Source organism: Nonomuraea sp. NPDC049129 (genome assembly GCF_040648495.1).
Classification (GTDB): domain Bacteria; phylum Actinomycetota; class Actinomycetes; order Streptosporangiales; family Streptosporangiaceae; genus Nonomuraea.
Genome location: NZ_JBEZDU010000020.1, coordinates 73,661 through 93,096 on the forward strand (window position 1 = coordinate 73,661; position 19,436 = coordinate 93,096).

A 19,436-nucleotide genomic window follows, 5' to 3' on the forward strand; every position below is an offset into this window, starting at 1 on the left:
ATAATGTGCGCAATACAATGGGGGCCATGCGCGCCAGCCGTCTGCTCTCCCTCCTGCTGCTCCTGCAGGCGCGCGGCCGGATGACCGCCACCGACCTGGCCGCGGAACTGGAGGTGTCGGTCAGGACCGTCTATCGCGACGTCGAGGCGCTGTCGGCCGCCGGCGTTCCGGTCTACGCCGATCGCGGCCCGGCGGGCGGCTACCAACTGCTCGACGGCTACCGCACCCGGCTGACCGGGCTGACGGCAGAGGAGGCGTCGTCGCTGTTCCTGGCCGGCCTTCCCGGGCCCGCGGCCGAGCTGGGGCTGTCGGAGGTGGTGGCGAGCGCGGAGCTGAAACTGCTGGCCGCGCTGCCGCCCGAGCCGCGCTCGCACGCCTCCCGGATGCGCGAGCGCTTCCTGATGGACGTACCCGGCTGGTACCGCGACGCGGACGACGTGCCGCACCTCAGCGAGGTGGCCGCGGCGGTCTGGGAGCAGCGGCGGCTGCGGATGACCTACCGGCGCTGGGGCCAACAGGACGTCGAGCGGGAGGTGAACCCCTACGGGCTCGTGCTCAAGGGCGGCTCCTGGTACCTGATCGCCGCCCCCGACGGGCAGACGCCGCGCACCTACCGGGTGGCCCGCATTCTGACACTGGAGACCCTGCCCGGCGGGTTCGACCGGCCCGAGGGCTTCGACCTAGGCGACTTCTGGCAGGACTATTCGCGCGAGTTCCGCGAACGCATGTACACCGCCGAGGCCGTCATCAAGGTCGCCCCCGGCACCGACAGCCTGCTCGCGTACACGATGGGCAACGACGTCGTCACCGCCGCGCTGGCCGAGGGCGGCGAGCCCGACGCGGAGGGCTGGCGCACGCTCACCGTACCGATCGAGTCGCTCACGCACGCCCGCTGGCTGCTGCTGCGGCTCGGGGCGAGCGTCGAGGTGCTCGGACCGCCCGAACTGCGCGCGCTGATGGCCGAGGCGATCGCGGAGCTCGGAAAAATCTACGGCTGAATCCGGGCGATTCTGCCACGATGCCCCACATGTATCTCATCGCATTCGTTGGCGCGTGCATCTTGGTGGCGATGGTTCCCGGGGTGAGTACCGCGATCATTCTCAGACAGACCCTGCGGGCCGGGCGCGGTTCCGGCCTGGCCGCCACCCTGGGCAACGAGGCCGGCATCCTGATCTGGGGGCTGGCCGCCGCGTTCGGCCTGTCGGCGCTGGTGCTGGCCTCGCAGGTGGCCTACGACGTGATGCGCGTCGCGGGCGCGGTGCTGCTGGTCGTGATGGGCGCGCAGTCGCTCTGGCAGGCCCGCCGCAAGGACGCGCCGCCGGTCGAGGTGGACGCGGTCAGCGGGCGGCGCAGGTCGTTCCTGGCCGGATTCGGGACCTGCCTGGCCAACCCGAAGGCGGCGGTGTTCGCGATGTCGTTCCTGCCGCAGTTCGTGCCGCGCGGGCAGAACGTCCCGCTCACCCTGGTCACGCTCGCCGTCGTCTGGGTGCTCGTGGACCTGCTCTGGTACGGCCTGCTCATCTGGACCGTCGCCAAGGCCAAGGCGTTTCTGGGCCGCCCGGCGGTCAGGCGGCGGTTGGAGCAGATCTCCGGCGTCGTCCTCATCGGCCTCGGCCTGAGGCTCGTCCTGGATTCGCGATGACGGGCCGCTGGGCTACGTTAAGGGGATGACGAACGACCTGGCGACGCTGATGCGGCAGGCGCAGGACGAGGATCCGCTGCGGGCGCTGCAGGCCACCACTGCCTTGCGGCACGAACTCGAGCGCATGGAGGCGGTGCAGGTGCGCCGGGCCAGGGTGGCCGGGCTACCGTGGGCGCAGATCGCCAACGCGATCGGGGTGAGCAAGCAGGCCGTGCACAAGAAGTACGGCAGGGGCTAGCGTTCGGTTCCTCAGCGTGCGCGCCATTTGTCGAGGAGCTGGGGCAACTCCCGCTCCACGAACTCGAAGTAGTCGCGCATTCTGGCCAGGTTCGCGCCGGCCACGGTGCCGTCGCCGCCGACCGCCTCGACCGCGGCCGACGCCTCGCCGGTGATCTGCCGGAAGATCGGCATCTTGGTCAGCGTGAGCTCGTACCAGGCGTCGTCGGGCAGGCGGTAGACGTCGCGGCGGGATCCGGGCACCGGCTCGCGCACCACCAGGTGCATCTGCGTGAGCAGACGCACCGCGCCGGAGATGGCGGCCGGGCTGACGCCGAGCCGCTCACCGAGCTCGGCGGCCGTCAGCGTCCGCTCCTCGGCCGCCATCATCGTGAACAGCACCCGCGCGGCCATGGGCGGCAAGCCCCAGTCGGAGAAGATCCGCGCCATCCGCTCGACCGTGTGGCGCACGGCCTCCTCGTCACGACTCACAGGCGGATTCTACGGGCTTCACAAACGGGCGAAACTTCCCGCGTGTTTGCGCAGGGTGAGGGCGGCGACGATGACCCTCACCGCTTCCGGTCCCTCGTCGCAGCCGAATGCACCGACGACCAGGGCACCGAGATCAGCATCTGGCAGTCCGCGCCCGGCTTCTGACCGGCGGGCCGCTCGGGGAGGGTGCGCCCGTCAGTCGGGGGCCTTCACGGTGGCGATGCCGAGCGTGCTGGTCATCGGGAGAATGCCCGCCTCGAAGACGGCTCCCAGGACGGGCTGGATGAGCTGAGCCAGCCGATCGGCGCGCTGTTCGCCCAGCTGCCGCCACGGCTCGGCGGCCAGGTCGTCGGTCATCCGCTCGACCTGGTCGCGCAGCGCCCGGCCCTGGTCGGTGGCCTGGCCCTCGGTGTCCACCAGGCCGCGCCCGGCCAGCCGGTCCTGGGCGGCGGCCCACTCGCTCTCGCTCCAGCCGCGCCCGGCGAAGTTGGCCACCGGGGCGCCGCCGATCGCGGCCAAGGAGACCAGCGACTCGCACGGGTCCAGCTCCGACGCCTGCAGTGCCACCAGGTGGCCGTCGCCGCGGTGCTCACGCAGCACGGTGGCGGCGTGCCAGAGCGCCAGGTGCGGCTCATCGGGCCAGGGCAGGTCCAGGTTGGCCGCGGCGAACGGCCGTCCGCCCACCGTCACGCTCTCCGCCACCCGCCGGGCCAGCTCGGCGGCCTCGCCGAGCGCCCCGACCCCGTCGCCGAGCAGGGTCCGATAGGTACGGTCCACGGCCCGATGGCGGGCGCGCAGCACCTCTGCGGGACTCGCGGTGTCCCAGACGGCCGGAACGTGTTCGGCGATCGTCCGCGGGCTGAAGCTGTAGTAGGTGGCGAAGGCCAGGTTCGTGCCCGCGCGGCCCAACGGCGCGGTGCGGTAGGCGAAGTAGCTCGGCCAGCGCGACTCCACGTCGTAGCCGATCGCCGCCGCCTCCTCGAAGGCCTGCGGGGAGAAGTACAGCGCCGCGTGGATCGGCTCCAACTGGTGCCACATGCGCCGGGCGAGTCTGCCATCGATGGACATGCCGATTCCTCACTGTCTAGGTAAGCTATGACAGTGACGATAGACTCCTGGCGCATCACTGGTCAATCGCAAATAGACAGTTATGTTGGCCGGTGGGTGGAGCTCGCCGTCCTCCTGGTGAACGTACTGGCCGTGGGCGAGGCGCATGGGCGCGATCTTGAGCCGCCGGCCGGCGGGGCCGCGCGCCGTGCCGCCGTACTCGATGCCACGGCCCGCCTCGAGCGGCCGCCCGCCGGGGGGCTGACCGCCGCCGACGCCGACCACCTGGCGGAGGTGGCCGCCGAGCTGCGGCCCGTCTTCGGCGGCGGTCCCGATTCCGTCGCGTCGCTCAACGCGCTGCTGGTACGGTACGCGGCCGTCGCCCACCTGGGCGGAGAGCCGCCCATGCTGGCCTTCCACCAGCCGGGAGCCCCACTGGTCGACGCGTGGGCCGCCGACATCGGCACGGCGCTGGCCATGGTGATCGGGGTGGGGCAGGGGGTACGGCTCCGGTCGTGCGAGGCGGAGGGGTGCTCGCTGGTCTTCTTCGACGTGACGCGTAACGCCTCGCGGCGGTTCTGCGGGCTGTCGTGCCAGAACCGCGCCAAGGCCAGCGCGTATCGCGCCCGGCGGCGGACCTAGGGTAGCCATGGTTTCCCGGGTGGTTTGTCACGTAACCGGGCTCCATCCGTGTGACGGTCCGTGGTGGCTGGTGTCCTTTTGGAGGGATACCCCCTTCGGGGGGTGGAGAGAGGGCGGTCCGTCGGGGCGGAGGTCCTATGGAGGGACATCCTCTTCAGGGGGTGGAAGAAGGTGGTCCCTCGGGGCAGAGGCCCATGGAAGGGCACCCCCTTCGGGGGAGGAAGAACGGAGCCAGGGCTGGGGGAGTGGCGGGCCAAGCGAGGGCTTGGCTTGGGGGGTAGGCAGGTGTGGCGGGGAGGCTACCGGCGGTTGAGGGCGAGAGGTAGCACGACGTGGTCCACGAGGCGCCGGGCCAGCTCGCTGTCGACGGGCTCGCCGCTCACCAGCGCGCGGAAGAACAGGACCGCCGGGCCCACCTGCCACAGCAGGTCGGTGTCGGCGCTGCGGGACAGCTCGCCCCTGGTCCAGGCCCGCTCGAACACCTCCAGCGTCAACCGGCGGCGCGTCGCGACGTAGTTCTGCTGCACCGCGCGCGCCAGGTCGGCGTTGTGCAGGATCTCCCCGACCAGCCCGGCGACGACGTCGCTCAGCCGGGCCAGCTCGCCCACCAGCGACTCCATCAGCCCGAGCAGATCGGCCCGCAGCTCACCCGTGTCGGGCGCCACCGGCGTGGTGGAGACGGCGTTGACGAATGCCGCGACCACCAATTCCGCCTTGGACGGCCAGCGCCGGTAGACGGTGTGCTTGCCCGCCTTCGCGCGTGCGGCCACGGCGTCGATGGTCAGCCGGTCGTAGCCGGTTTCGCGCAGCACATCGAGCACGACGCCGAGCAGTTCGGCCTCGCGCGCCGGCCCGCCCCGCAAGGGCGTCACGGACATGACTTCAAGAGTAGGCGTCAGCGCTGCCAGACTGTCAGGTCCATAGTGATGTAGTTGCTGTCACCCTCGCTGACCTTCGTCACCTTGACGAGGCCGATCGTGTTCCGGCCGAAGACGCACACGAGCCTGCCTTCGGCCTGGTCGGGTTCGTAGGTGCTCATGTACTTGGTGTTGTCGACGCGCGCCTGATGAGTGCCGGTCTGTCTGGAGTCGAGCACGGCCATCTTGTCCGCGGCGAGGCCGGCGGCGCCGTATCTGACGTCGTCCTCGTTCTCCGTCGGGTGGGCGGGTGCCTGTCCGGTGACCGTGACGATCGCGGCGGGCTGGGCGAGCGGAGTGCCGTCGGCGGCGCCCGGCCTGATCAGCCCGGCCGTGGCGGCCGTCGCGACCACCGCGGCGGCCACGGCCGCCCCCGCCACGACGCCGAGCCCGAACGTGCGCCGCGTGCGCCAGACCTCCCAGCGCGAACACGTCGGCGGCGGAGCCCAGCGATTGCCAACATCTCTTCGCGAAGAACTCTTTGCGAAGAGATGTTGGCAATCTAGGGTGGGGGCATGACGTCAGTCGTAGTTCTCGATGCCAAGGGCTTGCGGGCCCTCGCTCACCCGGTGCGGGTGGAGCTGGTCCAGTTGCTGCGCAAGTACGGTCCTTCGACGGCCACCCGGCTGGCCGAGCGCCTCGGCGTCAACTCCGGTACGGCCAGCTACCACCTGCGCAGGCTGGCGGCGGCGGGCTTCGTCGAGGAGGACGCCGAACGCGGGAACGCGCGGGAGCGGTGGTGGCGCGCGGTGCACGAGGTGACCCGGCTGACCTCCAGCGACGTGGCCAGGCAGGAGCCCGAGGCGCTGATGGCATACCTGCGCTCCGTGGCCGCCGCGCACAGCCTGCTGACACAGCGCGCGCTGAACGAACTGCAGACCATGCCCCGCCCCTGGTTCGATGCCTTCGACATCAGCCACTGGGCGCTCCGTCTCACCCCGGAAGAGGCGGAGCGGATGCGTGAGGAGCTGCTGTCCGTGATCGACCGTTACCGGCGAGACGCGTCCGAGCAGACGGCCGAGGGTGCCGAACGCGTGTCGCTGGTCATGCACCTGCTGCCGGAGCCGGACGGATCGGAGGTGGATCCGTCATGACTCCTCCTGCGACCGGACGGTCCTTACGCCCGCTGGCCGGTGTTCTGGCCGCCATGGCGATGTCGTTGACCGGCACCCGGGTGTCGGCCATCGCGCTGCCGTGGTTCGTGCTCGTCACGACCGGCAGCGCCGCCATGACCGGGCTCGTGGCCTTCTGCGAGATGGCGCCGTACGTCCTGGTCAAGCTGCTCGCGGGGCCGCTGGTCGATCACCTGGGCCCGCGCCGGGTCTCGTGGGTCGCCGACGTGGTGAGCGCCGCCGGAGCCGGGGCCGTGGCTCTGCTGCACGCGCTCGACCTGCTGGCCTTCCCGGCGTTGCTCGGGCTGGTGGCACTGATCGGCGCGGCTCGTGGGCCCGGCGATCTGGCCAAGGAGATCATGGTGCCGGAGGCGGCCGAACGTGGCCGGATACCGCTGGAGCGGGCCGCGGCACTGTCGGGCGTGACCGAACGGCTGGCCGCCACCTTGGGTCCGGCGATGGGCGGGGCGCTGGTGGCGCTGGCCGGTCCGCTGGTGGGGCTGGCGCTCAGCGGGGCCTGCTTCGCGCTCGGCTCCGTCGTCATCGTGTGGGCGCTGCCACGCACCCAGGCACGGTACGCGGGCGCCCCGATCCCCGCCCCGGTGCTGGAGGCGGGGGGCTACTGGCGGCGATTCGCCGAGGGGGTCGCCTTTCTGCGGGCCGAGCCGATGCTGCTGGCCCTCACCCTCATGGTCGCCGTGACGAACCTGCTGGACGCCGCGTTCGCCCAGGTACTCGTGCCGGTGTGGGCCCGGGAGTCCGGCCATGGCCCGGCCGTGATCGGGCTGAACAGCGCCGCCATGGGATTGGCCGCGGTCGGCGGGAGCCTGGTGGCCGCCGCGGTGGCGCACCGGATGCGGCGGCGGGCGGTGTTCTTCGTGGCCTTCCTGGTGGCGGGGCCGCCGAGGTTCCTGGTCCTGGCGATGGACGCGCCGGTGTGGGTGATGCTGGTCGTGTTCGCGGTGAGCGGGCTCGGCTGCGGGCTCATCAACCCGATTCTGGGCGCCATCCTCTTCGAGCGGGTGCCGCGACGGCTGCTGGGGCGGGTCAACGCGCTGGGAGACTCGCTGGCCTGGGCCGGGATTCCGCTGGGCGGGCTCATGGCCGGCGCGGCGGTGGCCGCCGCCGGACTGTCGCCGGTGCTGGTCGCGTGCGGGGCGGCCTACTTCCTCACCATCGGGCTGACCGGGTTGCGCCGTGAATGGCGGCAGATGGACCAGCCCCGTGGCGTGGGCTCGCCCTCCGCGCCGGCATCAGCCGAAAGCATCGGTACGGAGAGCAGCCGCAGCCCATGACCGGACGGGGGAAGCCCGCCCCGACGGCCTGTCCGGTGAGCACTAATCTGTGGACGTGTCCTCCTACCTCACTCTCAGCGCCGCCATCGAGCACGAGACGGAGGCCCGCCGCTCCCGTTTCGTCTGCGCGCTCGCCCCGGCGAGGACGCCCGCGGAAGCCTCGGCCTTCATCGCCGAACGCCGCCACCTGCACCCGAGCGCCTCCCACAACTGCACGGCCTACGTGATCGGCGATGACCGGAAGGGCGACGACGACGGCGAACCAGGCGGCACGGCGGGCACCCCCATGCTCCAGGCCCTGACCGGCAGAGGCTTCAACGATGTGGTGGCGGTGGTGACCCGCTACTTCGGCGGCACCCTTCTGGGCGCCGGCGGCCTGGTCCGCGCCTACAGCTCCGCGGTGACGGAGACCCTGGACCAGGCGGTACCGATCCGCATGATCCCGGCGACGCTCTTCGAGGTGACAGTGGCCCACGACCAGGCGGGCCGCATAGAGAACGACCTACGGGCATCGAGACACCCCATCAGGGAGGTTTCCTACGGCAGCAAGGTCGTCTTCACAGTGGCGGTGGGGGACGACGAGACGGCCGCCTTCACGGACTGGCTGGCCACCCTGACGGCGGGCAGGGCTCAGGTGACACCGGGCAACAGAATCCACGTAGTCGGTTAAGAATGCGGCCGTAACGGCGGCCGGCCCTGTGCGGGCTCAGCGGCCGTGTCCCTGGAGGCCCTCAGCCACGTACGGCGGGTGGGTCTTCCCAGGCTTGCCGTAACAAAACATTAGACCATAACAAGAAACCAGCAGGTCATCCCTCGAGGGCGTACTGCATGACGCGGAACTTCGCTTGCGCCTCGGCGAGTTCGGAGCTCGGGTCGGAGTCGCCCATGATGCCGGCGCCCGCGAACAGCCGCGCCCGGCGCCCCCGGACGATCCCCGACCGCAGCGCGATCCCCCACTCCCCGTCCCCGTGCGCATCGATCCACCCGACCGGACCCGCGTAGCCCGCGCGGTCCATCCCCTCCAGCTCCCGGATCACCTTGATGGCGGTGTCGGTGGGCGTGCCGCCCACGGCCGCGGTCGGGTGCATGGCGGCGACCACGTCGAGCACCGACGCGCCGTCGGCCAGGCGCCCGGTCACGTGGCTGGCCAGGTGCTGGACGTTGGGCAGCATGAGCAGTTCAGGCTCGTCGGGCGTCTGCAGCGACGAGCACAGCGGGGCGAGCGTCTCGCGTACGGACGCGATCGCGCACTCGTGCTCGTGCCGGTCCTTGGCCGAGGCGAACAGCGCCGCGCCGCGCGCCAGGTCGTCGGCCGGACCGGTGCCGCGGGGCGTGGTGCCGGCCAGGACGAGCGACTCGATCTCCTTGCCGGTGCGCCGGATGAGCAGCTCGGGGGTGGCGCCGACCAGGCCGGCGACGGAGAAGGTGTAGCAGTCGGGATAGCGCTGTGCGAGGCGGTCGAGCAGGAGGCGTACGTCGATCGGCCGCTCGGCCGTGGCGATCAGGTCGCGGGCCAGGACGACCTTCTCCAGCTCGCCCTCGCGGATGCGCCGGGTGGCCTGGGCGACGACATGCTCCCATTCGGGGGCGGACAGGCTGCCGTCGCCGTAACTGATGCGGCCCGGATCGCGTACGGGCGTGAGGGGTTCGAGGCGCGCGTCGCCGATGGTGGTGAGCCAGGCGCGGCCGGCACGCCGGGCGAGCACGGCCTGCGGCACGACGAGGACGGAGCCGGCGGCGTTCTCGTCGAAGGTGAAGGAGCCGAAGGCGACGGGTCCGACGCCGGGCATGCCACCGGTACCGTCGAAATAGCCGTCCATGTGGGCGTCGCCGAACAGGTCGGCGAGCCACCGGCTCGCCCAGGCGAACCGGTCGGGACCTGCGGGAACGGCCACCCGCGCGGCCTCACCCCAGCCGACGAGTCCTTCGCCGTGCCGGATCCAGGCATAGGGGGCGGCGGTCCGGGGCAGGGAGGCCAGCAGGTCACCGGGGTCACCTATGGGGGCGGTGCGAACCGGTAGCGGGCGGGTGGTTCCGAGCGCGACACTCACCCAGACACTCTATGCGGGAACTGAACACGTTCGACTGGGACCCCCGTGAATGACCGGTTACGGTCAATGAACCCAGATAAAGGGGGAACCCGCATGATATTCGGAGCATCCTCATCGGATGAGGACTGTCAAGCAGCGATATGAACACGGTCCCGAGATGGCAGATGTTGCCTTGACGACATAGTCGGCCTCCGCGCCCATCCCTACTTTGGGCCGCATGATCACTCGTCTCGCACCCCTCTTCGCCGCTGCCCTCGTTCTTCTCGGTTCCGGTACGGCACACGCGTCGTCCTCGGCGGAGCCTGTCCCAGAGGTCATGGCGGCGTTGGGAGACTCGATCTCGGCGGGGTTCAACGCGTGCGGCTGGTACGTCTCGTGCACCTCCCGCTCCTGGTCGGCGGGGGACAACGCCGAGGTGACCAGCCACTACCTGCGGCTGGCCGGGCTGAGCCGGACGATCACGGGGCACAACCGCAACTTCGCGGTGCCCGGGTCGACGAGCGCGGACCTGATGGGTCAGGTGAAGCAGGCGATCACCGCCAAGGCGACATACGTCACAATCCTTATCGGCGCTCAGGACGCCTGCAAGCCGGCGGAGAAGGACATGACGCCCGTAAGCGTCTACCGGCAGCGGCTCGACGCGGCTCTGGCGGAGTTGCGGGCCGGGGTGCCGGGGGTCAGGGTGTTCTTCGCCAGCATTCCCGACCTGCGCCGGTTGTGGCAGGTCGGCAAGAGCAACGCGCTGGCGCGCACGTTCTGGACGCTCGGCCGGATCTGCCCCACGATGCTGGCCTCCCCTTCGTCGGCCAAGCCCGCGGACGTGGCGCGGCGGGCCCGGGTGCGGGCGCGCGTGATGGCCTACAACCACGAGGCCGCCCAGGCGTGCGCGACGCTGGGGACCGCGTGCCGTACGGACGGGGGCGCGGTGTTCGCCTACCCGTTCACGCTCGACCACATCAGCAAGTGGGACTATTTCCACCCCAACCCCCAGGGGCAGCGGGCCCTGGCCCAGCTGACGTTCAAGAACGGCTTCGAGTGGATCGACGTGCTCTGAGCGGCGCTGGTCATCTGAGCGGCGGTCAGCGGCACTGGGCGAGCATGGCGTTCTTGTCCGCACGGGTGACGGGCAGGTCGTACTTGAGCGCGACCTGCGCGAAGCGGGTGACGTAGGCGCAGCGGATACGGTGTTGCGGCGGCAGCCAGCCCGCCGGCCCTGAGGCGTCCTTCTGCTCGTTGGCGGCACCGTAGACGGGCAGCAGGTTGAGCGGGTCGTTGGCGAAGTCCACGCGCTTGGACATCGACCAGCGCGGTGTGCCCATCCGCCAGCCGTAGGCGAGCGGGATGACGTGGTCGACCTGGATCTCGTCGGCGTGGTCCTTGCGCCAGTCGATGGTCCGGCCGGTGTAGGGGTCGGTCAGGACGAGGGAGACGACCTCGCAGCGGGAGCCCTGGCGATACTTGACGTCCTGGCCGTCGCGGGCGAGCAGGTCGTCGCGGGTGCGGCAGCCGTTGCGGGCGTACGGGACGCCGGTGGCGGTGTCGGCCCAGTTGTCGCCGTATCTGGTGCGCTCGTAGCCGGTCTTGGGGCCGCGTCCCTTGACCCGGAGCCGCTTGATGAGGGTGCGGGCGCTGGCCCGGTCGGCGTCGGTGGCGATGGGGGCGAGTCCTGGGCGGGTTCCGCTGGTGTTGGTGAGGGGGCTGGCCGCGGTGGCCGGGCTGGTCTTGGTGCCGCCGATGAGGGAGACGACCAGGACGCCCCCTGCCAGGAGGGCGACCGTTTCCTTTGTGCTCAAGTACGCCTCCGGGGATTCTTGGGCACAGGTTCTCTAGAGATCAATTCCCGACATTGTGGTGTTTGACACAGTGAGAGGTTTGAGGCGGCAGAGAGAGGGGTGTGTGGCGCGCGGTCCTGTTGATCCGGATGCGGATCTTCATGGGCGGTGGCCGTTTTCTCAGTTGCGGAGTAATGATGTAAGCAACTGAGAAGGGTGTCGTCATGGATGATTACTCTCGCGTCGTCTCCTCGGTGGCGGCCGAGCTGCTGCCGAGGGTGGCCAGTGTTCGGGCGGATCGGGGCAGCGGGTCGGCGGTGGTCTTCACGGCCGACGGGTTCCTGCTGACGAACGCGCACGTGGTGGGCTCGTCGAGGGCGGGCACGGTGGCGTTCGCCGACGGGTCGTCGGGTGAGTTCCTGGTGGTGGGGCGCGATCCGCTGTCGGATCTGGCGGTGATCAGGGCGCAGGTGCCCACGCCGGAGCCCGCCGTCCTGGGCGACAGCGACGAACTGGTGGTGGGACAGCTCGTGGTGGCGGTGGGCAGCCCGCTGGGGCTGGCCGGTTCGGTGACGGCCGGCGTGGTGTCGGGACTGGGACGGTCGTTACCGGCCCGGAGCGGTCAGGCCGTACGCCTCATCGAGGACGTGATCCAGACCGACGCGGCCCTGAACCCCGGCAACTCGGGAGGAGCGCTGGCCGACTCGCGGGCGCGGGTGGTCGGCGTCAACACGGCCGTGGCCGGCGTCGGGGTGGGGCTGGCCGTGCCGGTCAACAGCACGACGCGGGGGATCATCGCCACGCTGATCAAGGACGGCCGGGTACGGCGGGCCTACCTCGGACTGGTGACCTCGCCGGCGCCGCTGAGCGAGCCGCTCCGCCGGCGGACCGGGCAGGACAGCGCGCTGCGGGTGGTGGAGGTGATGCCCGGATCGCCCGCCGACCGGGCCGGCCTGCGGGCGGGGGATCTGGTGCTGAGCGCGGACCGCCATCCGGTGGGCGACGCGCAGAGCTTGCAGCGGCTGATGTTCGCCGAGGCGATCGGGCGGCCCCTGCCGATCACGGTCCACCGCAATGGGGCGCTGGTGGACGTCATCGCGGAGCCGGTCGAGCTGACGAGCCGCGCTTAGTCGGCCGTCAGGAGGACCACGGAGTCTGCGCGGGCTCGGCCGGCGCCGGTGCGGATTCCGCGGGTGCCGGTTCGGCCGACGCCGGTTCCGCGGGCGTGGGCGGCGTCGGCTTGACGTAGGTGCCGTTGCGGCGGGCCAGGAGCTCCTCGAACAGGGCGTCCCACTGCGCGCCGATGACGTCCACGTCGTACGTGCGCGCCGTCTCCAGCGCCCCGGCCGCCAGGCGGCGGCGCAGTTCCTCGTCCTCGATGACGCGCAGGAGCGAGGTGGCGAGGTTGGCGTTGGTACGCGGCTTGACCAGCAGCCCGTCGACCTCGTCGGTGATCATTTCCTTTGGCCCGTGCGGGCTGTTGAAGCTGACGATGGCCAGCCCCTTGGCCATGGCCTCCAGGATGGTCATCGGGAAGCCCTCGTGGCGCGAGCTGAGCACGAAGACGGACGCCTTCTCCAGCTCGGCGCCGACGTCGGAGGTGGCGCCGGGCAGCTCGATCTGGCCCTCGAGACCCGCGTCGATCACCTGCTGGCGCAGGTTGTCCTCCTGGGGGCCGGCGCCGTAGATGCGCAGCTTCCAGTCGGGGTGGGTCTTGGCGACCTCCTCCCAGGCGACGATGAGCCGGTGGAAGCCCTTGAGGCGGGTCAGTCTGCCGACGGCGATGACGACCTTGGAGTCGAGCTTGGCCACGTCGCCGGTCATCGGCGGCACGGCGTTGGGGATGCGGATCAGCCGCTTCGGCTTCTTGGGCAGGGCGGCGCGGTAGTCGCGCAGGTCGGCCTTGGTGAGGGTGGCCAGCGCGTCGAAGCGGCGGTAGCGCCACTTGATCAGCTCCTGCACCGCCTCCGGCTGGGTACGCAGCGCGACGTGCTCCTGGCCGATGGTGATGACGCTCGGCAGCGCTAACTGGGCCATCGCCAGGTTGAGGCCGGGCCTGGTGGAGATGAGGATCCCGGTGTCGAGCGAGCGGATGTAGCGGGCCAGCTTCAGGTCGGTCCACAGGTTGAAGCGGTGGAACGCCGACTCCTCCGGCGGGATGAGCTTGCTCGGCCGCTTCGACAGCATCGCGCGTACCGGGTCCGGGCCCGGGTTCAGCCGGTCGTCCAGGAAGCGGAACTTGACCCGCGGGTCGATCGGGAAGAAGGGCTCCTCGGCCTCCTTCAGGATGCTGACGATCTCCACGTCGTGGTTCTCGGCCAGATAACTGGCGAGGTTGAAGACGGTCCTGATCGTGCCGCCCATGCCGTACGCGTGCAGGATCAGGATTCTGACCTTGTCCGTGGACGGCGGCGGCGCTTTGCGCACCTTGCGGCGGTTGTAGCCCTTGTACAGCCGGACCATCGCCGACCTGCCCTTGCGTGCCAGTGCGCGCACCTGAGAAGTCCCCCTTGAACCGAGAGTGTCACTACACAAGTGGCCAATGGCGATGTGTGCGAATTCGCCACCGGCTTATTGTCCCGCTTCGGTGGAGTGTCCTGTCCATCCCCGAGGACTAACCCCACGCATGATCTATAGACGTTGCAAATCCTCTTAAGGTTGCATCCGTGGCCGATGTGTTGGATCCGGGGTGTGTGGGGGGTGTTCGGCCAGCAGCCCGAGTATCACGTCGATGGCCTTCTCGAGCTGGGTGTCCGTGCCCGCCGCGTAGTCCTGCGGGGTGATGTCGATCTCGATGTCCGGGTCGGTGCCGTAGTTCTCGACCTGCCAGCCGACGTCGTCGAAGGCGAAGGAGAACTCTGGCTGTGTGGTGACAGTGCCGTCGGCCAGCCGGTGCCGCGGCCAGATGCCGATGACCCCGCCCCAGGTTCGCTTGCCGACGAGCGGGCCGAGGCCGCGCAGCTTGAAGGTGTGGCTGAAGATGTCGCCGTCGGAGCCGGCCCATTCGTTGGTGATGGCGACCAGCGGACCGCGCGTCGACTCCGGCGGGTAGGGCTCGGGATCACCCCAGCGGGGATAGTCGTAGCCGAGTCTGCGGCGGGCCAGCTTCTCCAGCAGCAGCGCCGAGACGTTGCCGCCGCCGTTGAAGCGGACGTCGACGATGAGCGCGTCACGGTCGTGCTCGGCCAGGAATCCGCGGTGGAACTCGGCGAACCCGTCGGTGCCCATATCGGGAATGTGTACGTATCCGACGCGGCCGTCCGAGCGCTGATGGCAACGGGCGCGGTTGAGGTTGACCCAGTCGCGGTAACGGGCGGGCCCCTCGTCGGCGATGGCGCGGACGACGGCGGTGAAGACGCGCTCGCCGCGCCGCAGGGTGAGCTCGACCTCCTCGTCGGCCTGGTTGACCAGGCGTTCGTTGGGGGTGGCGGTCTCGCCGATGGGGGCGCCGTTGATGGCCAGGACCGCGTCGCCCGGCCGTACGTCCAGGCCGATCCGGTTGAGCGGGGAGGTGGCCTCGGGGTTCCACGCGTCGCCGGTGACGATGGCGCCGATGTGGTAGACGCCGTCGCGATAGTCCCAGTCGACGCCGAGCTTGCCCTGCGTGTAGTCGGGGCCCGGCCGGTACTCGCCGCCGCTCTCATAGGCGTGACTGGTGGCCAGCTCCCCGTGGAGCTCCCACAGCAGGTCGGAGAACTCGCCGCGGGTGCTGACGCGTTCGACGAGCGGCAGGTAGCGCTCGTAGACGGCGTGCCAGTCGACGCCGGCCATGTCCTCGGTCCAGAAGTTCTCGAGCTGCAGGCGCCACGCCTCACGGAACATCTGCCGCCATTCCGCCGCCGGGCAGACCGACACCTTGATCCGGGACAGGTCGATCCACCCGGTTTCGCGGCCCGGGGTGTCGCCGTCGTCGTCGGGCGTCTCGGCGGCCTTCAGCACGCGCAGCCGGTCGCCCGCCCGGTACAGGAGCGTTTTGTGATCGCGGCACAGCTCGAAGTCGCTGACGCCGCGGGCGAAGGTCTCGCGCTCACCCTTGGTGAAGTCGTACAGGTCCAGGATGCTCTCACCCTGCAGCGGGCTGCTGAGAATGAGCGCCTTGCCCGGCAGCCCGGCGACCCGCTCGTAGCGGCCTTCCGGCAGGGGGAACGCGGTGACGCGGCGGGCCAGGCCCTCGAGGTCGACGCGCAGCGGCTCGGGCTCGCCCTCCTCCTCTTCCTCTTCCTCCTCGTCCTTCGCTCCCAGGAGGCGGGGCTGCGGGACGAACGGGTCGGGGACGTCCCGTCGCAGCGCGATGGCGTAGGGGCGGGTGCCGAGGGGGAAGCCGAGGTCGAACTGAAGCTGGTCGTAGACGGGGGAGAAGACCCGCTGGCCGATGAAGTAGAGATAGCGGCCGCGCGGGTCGAAGGCGGGGCGGGAGTCTTCGAGCAGGGGTTCGGTGGCGGCGACGGTCTGGCCGGTCGCGGGGTGGTGCAGCATGATCGCGGCGGTGTGGGCGTTCAGCGGGGTGGCGTACGCGAGCCAATGGCCGTCGTGCGACCAGGCGGGGTCCGCCGGCGGGCCGTGCGGGTTGGCCTCGACGAGTACGGCCCGCCCGGTGGCCAGATCGACGAGGTGCAGCTCGTCGCGGTGGTTGGTCACGGCGACGCGGTCATGGGCGGGATCGGGCACGAGCGCGGTGATCCGCCCGAGCCGGGCGATCTCCGGGGCGGCCGGGTCGCCGAGGATGACCAGCTGTTCCTCGTCACCGTCGTCACTGGCGGCGGCGATGAGGCGGCGGCCGTCGTTGAGGAAGGTCAGGAAGCGGTAGCGGACGCCGTCGGGCTCGCCGTGCTGCCGGACCGGCCCTTCCCAACCGGCCATGGTGTACGCCTTGCCGCGCGCGGTGACGGCCAGGGCGCTGCCGTCGGGAGTGAGCGTGGCGCTCTCGAGGTAGTCGTCGGCCTCCACGAACCGGCGGTTGCGCTGGGTCCTGGAGCTGGCCAGCCGTACGTCGATCCGCTGGGGCGCGTCCTCCGGATCGAGCAGGTAGAGGTCGGCGCCCGCGTGGTAGACGAGGCGGTGGCCGTCACCGGACAGATTGCGCGCGTAGTAGTCGTCGTGGTGGGTGTGCTTGCGCAGGTCGTCGCCGTCCGGAGTGCAGGAGTAGACGTTGCCGACGCCCTCGTGGTCGGACAGGAAGCAGACGCGGTCACCGCTCCAGCAGGGCGACGCCAGATTGCCGGGCAGCCGGATGAGCCGGCGGAAGCGGCCTTCGCCGTCGGGGTCGATCCACAGGTCGCCGACGGTGCCGCCGCGGTACCTCTTCCAGCGCGCGGGGTCGGCGGTGTTGCGGCCCAGGACGATCATGCCGCGGGGGCCGTGGGCGATGGAGTTCGCCGGCCCGTACGGCAGGCGGTGCGGCACGCCGCCCGGCGCGACCCGGTGCAGCCACTTGCGGCCCTCGAACGGCTGGCACTCGTCGCTGGCGTACAGGATGCGGCCCTCGGGGTCCCAGCCGGTCACGGTGCAGCGGGCTCCGTGATAGGTGACCCGCCGGGCCGCGCCGCCGTCGGCGGGCATGACGTACACCTCTTCCGGGCCCTCCTCGCGCCCGACGAAGGCGAGCTGGTCGCCGCGCGGCGAGATGCGCGGGTAACCGGCCTCAGCGAGCCCGGCGGTCAGACGGAAGGCGCGTCCCCCGAGGGCGGAGACCATCCACAGGTCGTCCTCGGCCGCGAAAACGACCACGTCCTGGAAGATAGAGGGGAAGCGCAGGTAGGCGGACATGTGTGCTCCGTGATCAGGCAGCCGGGACTCCGGCCGCGGCTGCCTGATCCTTTCACCGCGTCAAGCCATGTCCGGCTTCTTGGGCTCCTTCTTGGCGTCCTTGGCGTCCTTGTCCTGGCGGGCGGGCTTGATCGTCTGTTTCTTGGTCTTGCCGGTCTTGGCGGCCGGCTTCTTGTTCGTCTGTGCCATTGGTTCCCCCTGAACGGATGATGTGGGATTAGTACATCAACCGCCTTAGTACCCATTTCCGGAAGAAAACCGACATGTGAAGTAACTGTCGGCGGACGACTGGTGACATATCGTTACCTTCGGGCGGGACGATCACCGAAGGGCCGCGACCACCACACGCCCTCGCCATGCGACAGGCCGGGCAGCGCCAGCTCGAACTCGCGCACCGCCAGGGCCGGGATGTCACCGCTGACCAGCCACACCGCCTCCCGCGGCACGGCATCGGCCACCACGGCGCCCAGCGCCGCCAGCCGTACGGTCGCCGCGCTCAGCGACTCCGGCGGCACCTCCAGTTCGAAGCGGTGGCACGGCTCGTACACCCGGGTGCCCGCCTGGCGCAGCGCCCGCCGCAGCACGTTCGTCGTCCGCCCCCGGAAGTCGGCCGCCGTGGTGACCGGGCTGTCGTAACCGGTCCTGGTCAGCGTGACCAGGAGGTCGGTGACCGGCCAGCCGTGCGGGCCCACGGACAGCGTGTCGCGTACGGTGTCCTCGATGGCCCGGTGGAAGGCCAGCGGCAGCGACCCCAGATCCACGCCCAGCCGGTATCCGACACCGGACCCGATCGCGGCGGGCTCCACCCGCAGGCCGACGGTGGCGACGAAGTCGTTGCGGCCATGGCGGGCGATCTCCTCGACGACCTCCGCCCGGCGCGCGGGCCGTTCGAGATAGACGGGCCGGGTCGGCTCGAACACCGCCTCCACCCCGAACTCCCCGGCCAGCGTCTCGGCGATGACCTCCTTCTGCACCTCCCCATAGAGCAGGACCGACGTCTGGCCGCCGGGCAGGGCGCGGGTGCCGATCAGCGGATCCTGCTCGGCCAGGGCGGCGAGCGCGGCATGCAGCCGGCCCTCCTGCCCGGGAACCCGCGGCCTGACCACCGTCTCCAGACTGGGCGCAGGGAAGTGCCCACCCTTGGACGCGTCCTCTGGTGAGATGCCCAGGCGCCTGTCCGGCGCGGTGTCGAGGTGGTCGTCTGGTGGGGTGCCGACGCGGCTGCCTGATGGGGTGCTGAGCTGGTCGCTTGGTGGGAGGCCGAGGTGGTCGCCGACCCGGACCTCGGGCACGCCCCACACCTTCGCGATGTCCCCGGCCACCGCCTGCGACTCCGCCGACCCGGCCACGCGTACCGCGGTCGGCCGCCCACCGTACTCCTCCACCGTCCCGTCACGGCGCAGGCGATGGAAGGGCACCCGCTGCCGCGCACGCAGCACGCCGGACCGCATCCGCAGATAGGCGACCTTCTCCCCGGCGGCGCCCCGCTCGATCGCGAACACGGTCGCTTTGAGCGCCTCACCCGACGAGGCCGTGCCTGACTTAGGCGAGCCCGCCACGGCTGTGCTCGCTCTGGGCGTGCCTGACCCGGCCGTGCCCGCTATGGCTGTGCCCGCTATGGCTGTGCTCGCTCCGGGCGTGTCCGGCATGGTCGTGGCGGGCAGCAGCCGGAACCCGTGGAGCAGATCGCCGACACCCCGCCCGGTCATCGCCGACCCGAACAGCACCGGATGCAGCACTCCGTCGGCGCACTGCCGGGCCATCGCCGCCCACACCTGCCGGCCACTCGGCGCCCGCCCCTCGACGAGCGACTCCAGGATGCCGTCGTCATGCTCGGCCAGCATCTCAGCCACCTCGCCGCCGACCGCCTCACCGCCAAGGAGGGAATCGCCGGAACCGTCCGCCTCGTCCGGGCCGATGATGCGGCGCGTGCGGGCATCCGGACCGCCGATCTCCTCGACGGTGTTCAAGGCGACGGTGTACGGCGAGAGCCACCGCCGGATGTCCTCCAGCAGCTCCCGCTCCCGGGCCCCGGCCCGGTCGATCTTGTTGACGAAGATCAGCGTAGGCACCCGCAGCCTGCGCAGCGTCTTCATCAGCAGCCGCGAGTGCGGCTGAACCCCTTCGACGGCCGACAGCACCAGCACGGCGCCGTCGAGCACGCCGAGCGCGCGTTCGACCTCGGCCACGAAGTCGGCGTGGCCGGGTGTGTCGATGAGGTTGACCCGTAGGTCGCCCACGGTGAAGGAGGCGACGGCGGTGCGGATGGTGATGCCGCGGCGCCGCTCGATGGCCCCGCTGTCGGTCTGTGTGCTGCCGTCGTCGACGCTGCCCAGCCGGTCGATCGCGCCGGTCTGGAACAGCAGCCGCTCGGTCAGGCTCGTCTTACCCGCGTCTACATGCGCGAGGATGCCGATGTTGAGGATGTACATGCGTGGTCGAAGCCTCGAGAACTCTCGTGCCAATGGGGCGCTGGGAGACTCG

Annotated in this window: 20 protein-coding genes; 10 read left to right on the forward strand and 10 right to left on the reverse strand. The window is 70.7% G+C overall.

Features of this window, described 5'->3' with window-relative positions:
- Positions 1 to 26 precede the first annotated feature (26 nt).
- From AB0B64_RS43925 to AB0B64_RS43935, 3 genes are all read left to right on the forward strand, one after another.
- Positions 27 to 998: a YafY family protein gene (locus AB0B64_RS43925; RefSeq protein WP_357951832.1), complete on the forward strand. Its 972-nt coding sequence runs from the start codon at positions 27 to 29 to the stop codon at positions 996 to 998.
- A gap of 71 nt (positions 999 to 1,069) precedes the next feature.
- A complete protein-coding gene (locus AB0B64_RS43930) occupies positions 1,070 to 1,642 on the forward strand; it encodes a LysE family translocator (RefSeq protein ID WP_357952189.1) in 573 nt (190 codons plus the stop codon).
- A gap of 25 nt (positions 1,643 to 1,667) precedes the next feature.
- Positions 1,668 to 1,880, forward strand: coding sequence for a hypothetical protein (locus AB0B64_RS43935; RefSeq protein ID WP_225291204.1), 213 nt, complete (start codon positions 1,668 to 1,670; stop codon positions 1,878 to 1,880).
- An 11-nt stretch (positions 1,881 to 1,891) separates the two neighbouring features.
- Here AB0B64_RS43935 and AB0B64_RS43940 read toward each other — a convergent pair whose 3' ends face one another.
- Positions 1,892 to 2,350: a MarR family transcriptional regulator gene (locus AB0B64_RS43940; RefSeq protein WP_357951833.1), complete on the reverse strand. Its 459-nt coding sequence runs from the start codon at positions 2,348 to 2,350 to the stop codon at positions 1,892 to 1,894.
- A gap of 42 nt (positions 2,351 to 2,392) precedes the next feature.
- Here AB0B64_RS43940 and AB0B64_RS43945 point away from each other — a divergent pair, with 42 nt between their 5' ends.
- Entirely contained in the window at positions 2,393 to 2,515 is a 123-nt protein-coding gene (locus AB0B64_RS43945; protein WP_358186144.1) for a hypothetical protein, read from the forward strand.
- 30 nt (positions 2,516 to 2,545) lie between these two features.
- Here AB0B64_RS43945 and AB0B64_RS43950 read toward each other — a convergent pair whose 3' ends face one another.
- Positions 2,546 to 3,418: a hypothetical protein gene (locus tag AB0B64_RS43950; RefSeq protein WP_358186147.1), complete on the reverse strand. Its 873-nt coding sequence runs from the start codon at positions 3,416 to 3,418 to the stop codon at positions 2,546 to 2,548.
- 96 nt (positions 3,419 to 3,514) lie between these two features.
- Between AB0B64_RS43950 and AB0B64_RS43955 the strand changes: the two genes are divergently transcribed.
- Positions 3,515 to 4,039, forward strand: coding sequence for a CGNR zinc finger domain-containing protein (locus tag AB0B64_RS43955; RefSeq protein WP_358186153.1), 525 nt, complete (start codon positions 3,515 to 3,517; stop codon positions 4,037 to 4,039).
- A 299-nt stretch (positions 4,040 to 4,338) separates the two neighbouring features.
- Here AB0B64_RS43955 and AB0B64_RS43960 read toward each other — a convergent pair whose 3' ends face one another.
- Both AB0B64_RS43960 and AB0B64_RS43965 read right to left on the reverse strand, forming a co-directional pair.
- Positions 4,339 to 4,917, reverse strand: a complete 579-nt coding sequence (locus AB0B64_RS43960; RefSeq protein WP_357951839.1) for a TetR/AcrR family transcriptional regulator — start codon at positions 4,915 to 4,917, stop codon at positions 4,339 to 4,341.
- 17 nt (positions 4,918 to 4,934) lie between these two features.
- Complete coding sequence (locus AB0B64_RS43965; protein ID WP_358186159.1) at positions 4,935 to 5,336, reverse strand: hypothetical protein; 402 nt, start codon at positions 5,334 to 5,336, stop codon at positions 4,935 to 4,937.
- Between the two features lie 135 nt (positions 5,337 to 5,471).
- On the opposite strand from AB0B64_RS43965, the gene AB0B64_RS43970 reads away from it, so the two are divergent.
- Genes AB0B64_RS43970 through AB0B64_RS43980 form a run of 3 tightly spaced genes read left to right on the forward strand, consistent with a single transcriptional unit; the run spans position 5,472 to position 8,033 of the window.
- A complete protein-coding gene (locus AB0B64_RS43970; RefSeq protein ID WP_357951843.1) occupies positions 5,472 to 6,050 on the forward strand; it encodes a helix-turn-helix domain-containing protein in 579 nt (192 codons plus the stop codon).
- On the forward strand, positions 6,047 to 7,363 hold the full coding sequence (locus AB0B64_RS43975) for an MFS transporter (RefSeq protein ID WP_358186166.1): 1,317 nt from the start codon (positions 6,047 to 6,049) through the stop codon (positions 7,361 to 7,363). Before AB0B64_RS43970 ends, AB0B64_RS43975 begins: the two co-directional genes overlap by 4 nt.
- 55 nt (positions 7,364 to 7,418) lie before the next feature.
- Positions 7,419 to 8,033, forward strand: a complete 615-nt coding sequence (locus tag AB0B64_RS43980; protein ID WP_358186170.1) for a YigZ family protein — start codon at positions 7,419 to 7,421, stop codon at positions 8,031 to 8,033.
- A gap of 136 nt (positions 8,034 to 8,169) precedes the next feature.
- Here AB0B64_RS43980 and AB0B64_RS43985 read toward each other — a convergent pair whose 3' ends face one another.
- Positions 8,170 to 9,414: an isochorismate synthase gene (locus tag AB0B64_RS43985; RefSeq protein WP_358186176.1), complete on the reverse strand. Its 1,245-nt coding sequence runs from the start codon at positions 9,412 to 9,414 to the stop codon at positions 8,170 to 8,172.
- Between the two features lie 217 nt (positions 9,415 to 9,631).
- Here AB0B64_RS43985 and AB0B64_RS43990 point away from each other — a divergent pair, with 217 nt between their 5' ends.
- A complete protein-coding gene (locus AB0B64_RS43990) occupies positions 9,632 to 10,468 on the forward strand; it encodes an SGNH/GDSL hydrolase family protein (RefSeq protein ID WP_358186181.1) in 837 nt (278 codons plus the stop codon).
- Between the two features lie 25 nt (positions 10,469 to 10,493).
- Here AB0B64_RS43990 and AB0B64_RS43995 read toward each other — a convergent pair whose 3' ends face one another.
- Positions 10,494 to 11,207, reverse strand: coding sequence for an HNH endonuclease family protein (locus AB0B64_RS43995; RefSeq protein WP_358186183.1), 714 nt, complete (start codon positions 11,205 to 11,207; stop codon positions 10,494 to 10,496).
- Between the two features lie 203 nt (positions 11,208 to 11,410).
- Between AB0B64_RS43995 and AB0B64_RS44000 the strand changes: the two genes are divergently transcribed.
- Positions 11,411 to 12,316, forward strand: a complete 906-nt coding sequence (locus tag AB0B64_RS44000; RefSeq protein WP_357951855.1) for a trypsin-like peptidase domain-containing protein — start codon at positions 11,411 to 11,413, stop codon at positions 12,314 to 12,316.
- A 7-nt stretch (positions 12,317 to 12,323) separates the two neighbouring features.
- Here the strand turns inward: AB0B64_RS44000 and AB0B64_RS44005 are convergent, their stop codons facing one another.
- From AB0B64_RS44005 to AB0B64_RS44020, 4 genes are all read right to left on the reverse strand, one after another.
- Complete coding sequence (locus tag AB0B64_RS44005) at positions 12,324 to 13,682, reverse strand: glycosyltransferase family 4 protein (RefSeq protein WP_357951857.1); 1,359 nt, start codon at positions 13,680 to 13,682, stop codon at positions 12,324 to 12,326.
- Positions 13,683 to 13,838: 156 nt separating this feature from the next.
- The gene (locus tag AB0B64_RS44010; RefSeq protein ID WP_358186193.1) at positions 13,839 to 16,952 is read right to left on the reverse strand and encodes a S41 family peptidase; all 3,114 of its coding nucleotides are present in this window, start codon (positions 16,950 to 16,952) and stop codon (positions 13,839 to 13,841) included.
- A gap of 60 nt (positions 16,953 to 17,012) precedes the next feature.
- The gene (locus tag AB0B64_RS44015; protein WP_357951861.1) at positions 17,013 to 17,141 is read right to left on the reverse strand and encodes a hypothetical protein; all 129 of its coding nucleotides are present in this window, start codon (positions 17,139 to 17,141) and stop codon (positions 17,013 to 17,015) included.
- A gap of 113 nt (positions 17,142 to 17,254) precedes the next feature.
- Entirely contained in the window at positions 17,255 to 19,384 is a 2,130-nt protein-coding gene (locus tag AB0B64_RS44020) for a GTP-binding protein (RefSeq protein WP_358186198.1), read from the reverse strand.
- Positions 19,385 to 19,436 lie beyond the last annotated feature (52 nt).